This window comes from Psychrobacter pasteurii, from assembly GCF_900162815.1.
GTDB classification, from domain to species: Bacteria; Pseudomonadota; Gammaproteobacteria; order Pseudomonadales; family Moraxellaceae; genus Psychrobacter; species Psychrobacter pasteurii.
In genome coordinates, this window is record NZ_FUGD01000016.1 from 1 (window position 1) to 5,658 (window position 5,658).

2 tRNA genes and 3 rRNA genes are annotated in these 5,658 nt (G+C 48.4%); all 5 read right to left on the bottom strand.

Annotated features, from left to right (window positions below):
* Nucleotides 1-20 precede the first annotated feature (20 nt).
* The 5 genes from rrf to A1232T_RS00130 all read right to left on the bottom strand — a co-directional run bounded on the left by rrf (nucleotide 21) and on the right by A1232T_RS00130 (nucleotide 5,217).
* A 5S ribosomal RNA gene (gene rrf, locus A1232T_RS00110) occupies nucleotides 21-134 on the bottom strand.
* Nucleotides 135-270: 136 nt separating this feature from the next.
* Nucleotides 271-3,123 (bottom strand): 23S ribosomal RNA (locus tag A1232T_RS00115).
* 333 nt (nucleotides 3,124-3,456) lie between these two features.
* A tRNA-Ala gene (locus A1232T_RS00120) sits at nucleotides 3,457-3,532 on the bottom strand.
* Nucleotides 3,533-3,545: 13 nt separating this feature from the next.
* Nucleotides 3,546-3,622 (bottom strand) — tRNA-Ile (locus A1232T_RS00125).
* A 60-nt stretch (nucleotides 3,623-3,682) separates the two neighbouring features.
* Nucleotides 3,683-5,217: ribosomal RNA gene (locus A1232T_RS00130) — 16S ribosomal RNA — on the bottom strand.
* Together the 16S, 23S and 5S rRNA genes with 2 tRNA genes alongside form the textbook arrangement of a ribosomal RNA operon.
* Nucleotides 5,218-5,658 lie beyond the last annotated feature (441 nt).

Here is a 5,658-nt window from a genome sequence, read left to right on the forward strand (position 1 = left end):
GGGGGCTTTTAGGTATAGGGAGCTGACGATGACCTACTCTCACATGGGCGAACCACACTACCATTGGCGCTACGATGTTTCACTTCTGAGTTCGAGAAGGGATCAGGTGGTTCCATCGTGCTATTGTCGTCAGCAAAGGGGGTATAGATATGAGTTGGTTAAGCTATTGGCTTAACTTTGTTTTGACTAAGTATATCAGAACCTGAATCAATATATTATCAGGGTGATATCGAAATAATTGGCTGTCATACAAAACCACTTGGGTGTTGTATGGTCAAGCCAAACGAGCAATTAGTACAGGTTAGCTACACGCATCACTGCGCTTCCACACCCTGCCTATCAACGTCCTAGTCTTGAACGGCTCTTAAGGGAAATCTAATCTTGAGGTTGGCTTCCCGCTTAGATGCTTTCAGCGGTTATCCAATCCGAACGTAGCTACCGGGCAATGCCATTGGCATGACAACCCGAACACCAGCGGTTCGTCCACTCTGGTCCTCTCGTACTAGGAGCAGATCCTCTCAAATTTCCAACGCCCACGGTAGATAGGGACCGAACTGTCTCACGACGTTCTAAACCCAGCTCGCGTACCTCTTTAAATGGCGAACAGCCATACCCTTAGGACCTGCTTCAGCCCTAGGATGAGATGAGCCGACATCGAGGTGCCAAACACCGCCGTCGATATGAACTCTTGGGCGGTATCAGCCTGTTATCCCCAGAGTACCTTTTATCCGTTGAGCGATGGCCCTTCCATACAGAACCACCGGATCACTAAGACCTACTTTCGTACCTGCTCGACTTGTGGGTCTCGCAGTTAAGCGCGCTTTTGCCTTTATACTCTATGAACGATTTCCGACCGTTCTGAGCGCACCTTCGTACTCCTCCGTTACTCTTTAGGAGGAGACCGCCCCAGTCAAACTACCCACCATACATTGTCCTCGGTATTGTTATACCTGAGTTAGAACCCCAACATGACCAGGGTGGTATTTCAAGGATGGCTCCACAAATACTGGCGTATCTGCTTCAAAGCCTCCCACCTATCCTGCACAAGTCAGGTCAAAGTTCAATGTAAAGCTGTAGTAAAGGTTCACGGGGTCTTTCCGTCTAGCCGCGGGTACACAGCATCTTCACTGCGATTTCGATTTCACTGAGTCTCTGCTGGAGACAGCGCTGCCATCATTATGCCATTCGTGCAGGTCGGAACTTACCCGACAAGGAATTTCGCTACCTTAGGACCGTTATAGTTACGGCCGCCGTTTACTGGGGCTTCGATCAAGACCTTCGCATACGCTAAGCCCATCAATTAACCTTCCAGCACCGGGCAGGCATCACACCCTATACGTCCACTTTCGTGTTTGCAGAGTGCTGTGTTTTTAATAAACAGTTGCAGCAGCCTGGTATCTGCGACTGCTAGAAGCTTACGGAGCAAGTCCTTCACCTCCAGCAGCGTACCTTCTCCCGAAGTTACGGTACCATTTTGCCTAGTTCCTTCAGCAGAGTTCTCTCAAGCGCCTTGGTATTCTCTACCTGATCACCTGTGTCGGTTTAGGGTACGATTCGTTTATGACTATAGTTTAGAAGCTTTTCCTGGAAGCATGGTATTTGCCACTTCGCTGTACAAGTACAGCTTGCTATCAGATCTCAGTATTAACAGCCCGGATTTGCCTAAGCCGTCTACCTACATCCTTCCACCTGGACAACCATCGCCAGGCTGGCATAACCTTCTCCGTCCCTCCATCACATCATAAACAAGTATCGGAATATTAACCGATTTCCCATCGACTACGCCTTTCGGCCTCGCCTTAGGGGTCGACTCACCCAGCCCCGATTAACGTTGGACTGGAACCCTTGATCTTCCGGCGTGCGAGCTTTTCACTCGCATTATCGTTACTCACGTCAGCATTCGCTCTTGTGATACCTCCAGCATGCCTTACGACACACCTTCACAGGCTTACACAACGCTCCCCTACCACTTGAAACAATTTTCAAATCCGCAGCTTCGGCTCCTAGTTTGAGCCCCGTTACATCTTCCGCGCGGGCCGACTCGACTAGTGAGCTATTACGCTTTCTTTAAAGGATGGCTGCTTCTAAGCCAACCTCCTAGCTGTCTATGCCTTCCCACTTCGTTTCCCACTTAACTAGGAATTTGGGGCCTTAGCTGGCGGTCTGGGTTGTTTCCCTCTCCACGACGGACGTTAGCACCCGCCGTGTGTCTCCCGGATATCACTCATCGGTATTCGGAGTTTGCATCGGTTTGGTAAGTCGGTATGACCCCCTAGCCGAAACAGTGCTCTACCCCCAATGGTGTTCGTCCGAGGCGCTACCTAAATAGCTTTCGGGGAGAACCAGCTATCACCGAGTTTGATTAGCCTTTCACCCCTATCCACAAGTCATCCCCTGGCTTTTCAACGACAGTGGGTTCGGTCCTCCGGTGCCTGTTACGGCACTTTCAACCTGCTCATGGATAGATCACTCGGTTTCGGGTCTATACCCTGCAACTAAACGCCCTATTAAGACTCGGTTTCCCTACGGCTCCCCTAACGGTTAACCTTGCTACAGAATATAAGTCGCTGACCCATTATACAAAAGGTACGCGGTCACCCCTCAAGGGGGCTCCCACTGCTTGTACGCACACGGTTTCAGGTTCTATTTCACTCCCCTCACAGGGGTTCTTTTCGCCTTTCCCTCACGGTACTGGTTCACTATCGGTCAGTCAGGAGTATTTAGCCTTGGAGGATGGTCCCCCCATCTTCATACAGGATTTCTCGTGTCCCGCACTACTTAATATGCTTCATTATATGTTTCGAATACGGGGCTATCACCCACTATGGCCAGTTTTCCCACACTGTTCTTCTACATATAAATCCGTCGGCTCCTCCCCGTTCGCTCGCCGCTACTAGGGGAATCTCTATTGATGTCTTTTCCTAAGGGTACTGAGATGTTTCACTTCCCCTCGTTCGCTTTCCAATAAATTGGAATACCTAGCTTACGCTAAGTGGGTTTCCCCATTCAGAAATCTCCGGATCACAGGATATTGCCGCCTCCCCGAAGCTTATCGCAGGCTGTCACGTCTTTCATCGCCTCTGACTGCCAAGGCATCCACCATGTGCGCTTAATTACTTGACCATACAACCCCAAAGGGTCTTTGTCAGCAATTATAACGATATCACCTTGATAATTTACGCTTGATTCAGTTCTCTTTACTTTGTAACCAACCCCTTGAGATAACAACTGATGTCATTAAAAGGTTGGTTACTGGTTAGACAATGGCTCAGTGAATGATTCATCGTCTAACCGTATTACAACTCATATCTATGTTTTTAAATAGTAATAACGTCTTCATCAGATCGTCATATTTCTTCTGTATAAAACAGAAGTAAGTAATTTATTATCTAATTAACTAAATAATCACTTAATTCTATTTTATATCTTTTTTACTCTCATATCCGTAATCCAATATGGTGGAGCCAAGGAGAGTCGAACTCCTGACCTCCTGCGTGCAAGGCAGGCGCTCTACCAACTGAGCTATGGCCCCGTATCGGGATAAGTGGTGGGTCTGATAAGACTTGAACTTATGACCCCCGCGTTATCAACACGGTGCTCTAACCAGCTGAGCTACAGACCCTGAGAGCTTGCTAAATCAAAGAACAACTTGTTGTGAATTCTTGCTGACCGAATGCGTCAATAAGGAGGTGATCCAGCCGCAGGTTCCCCTACGGCTACCTTGTTACGACTTCACCCCAGTCATCAACCACACCGTGGTGAGCGCCCTCTAAAAGTTAGGCTACCCACTTCTGGTGCAATCAACTCCCATGGTGTGACGGGCGGTGTGTACAAGGCCCGGGAACGTATTCACCGCGGCATTCTGATCCGCGATTACTAGCGATTCCGACTTCATGGAGTCGAGTTGCAGACTCCAATCTGGACTACGATAGGCTTTTTGAGATTCGCATCACATCGCTGTGTAGCTGCCCTCTGTACCTACCATTGTAGCACGTGTGTAGCCCTGGTCGTAAGGGCCATGATGACTTGACGTCGTCCCCGCCTTCCTCCAGTTTGTCACTGGCAGTATCCTTAGAGTCCCCGGCCAAACCGCTGGTAACTAAGGAAAAGGGTTGCGCTCGTTGCGGGACTTAACCCAACATCTCACGACACGAGCTGACGACAGCCATGCAGCACCTGTATTCTAATTCCCGAAGGCACTCCCGCATCTCTGCAGGATTCTAGATATGTCAAGACCAGGTAAGGTTCTTCGCGTTGCATCGAATTAAACCACATGCTCCACCGCTTGTGCGGGCCCCCGTCAATTCATTTGAGTTTTAACCTTGCGGCCGTACTCCCCAGGCGGTCTACTTATTGCGTTAGCTGCGTCACTAAGGAATCAAGTTCCCCAACGACTAGTAGACATCGTTTACGGCGTGGACTACCAGGGTATCTAATCCTGTTTGCTACCCACGCTTTCGAACCTCAGTGTCAGTATGATGCCAGGAGGCTGCCTTCGCCATCGGTATTCCTTCAGATCTCTACGCATTTCACCGCTACACCTGAAATTCTACCTCCCTCTCACCTACTCTAGCCCAACAGTATCAGATGCAGTTCCCAGGTTAAGCCCGGGGATTTCACATCTGACTTATCAAGCCACCTACGCTCGCTTTACGCCCAGTAATTCCGATTAACGCTTGCACCCTCTGTATTACCGCGGCTGCTGGCACAGAGTTAGCCGGTGCTTATTCTGCAGCTAATGTCATCGCTAACGGGTATTAACCGTTAGGTCTTCTTCACTGCTTAAAGTGCTTTACAACCAAAAGGCCTTCTTCACACACGCGGCATGGCTGGATCAGGGTTGCCCCCATTGTCCAATATTCCCCACTGCTGCCTCCCGTAGGAGTCCGGGCCGTGTCTCAGTCCCGGTGTGGCTGATCATCCTCTCAGACCAGCTACAGATCGTCGCCTTGGTAGGCCTTTACCCCACCAACTAGCTAATCCGTCTTAGGCTCATCCAATAGCGAGAGCGCAAGCGCCCCCTTTTCCCCGTAGGGTGTATGCGGTATTAATTCGAGTTTCCCCGAGCTATCCCCCACTACTGGGCAGATTCCTAAGTATTACTCACCCGTCCGCCGCTCGACGCCTGGTAGCAAGCTACCATCGTTTCCGCTCGACTTGCATGTGTTAAGCCTGCCGCCAGCGTTCAATCTGAGCCATGATCAAACTCTTCAGTTTAATCTTGCTATGAAGCTCTTTAAAGAAGCTTCTAAACTTGGCTCATTCTATTACTAGCAAATTTGCTTTCCGTATGTTTCATATAATGAATTAACTTCGAGTTTTTCTGCTATTAAAGAATGATAATTTTTATAGTTAGTCACTTACCCGAAAAGAGTAAGTCCCAACTTTAATTTTTAGCATTCTAAATCAGCAAAAATCCACACAAGTTGTTCTTTGATTTTAGCTTTTAAATAGTTGACTTAATACGTCGTCCGTATTAAGTTGTGCTATAAAAGGATAATCTATTCTTCAATTCGAAGTAGTTAGCCTTAGTAGCGAGCCATCCAGTATATCATTAATTTGATTTCTGTCAAGCTTTTATTTTAATTCGTTTCATCAGACTTCAAAACCTAACCAATTGGCTAGCACTTCCGTTGTCCCGATGAGGTGCGTATTATA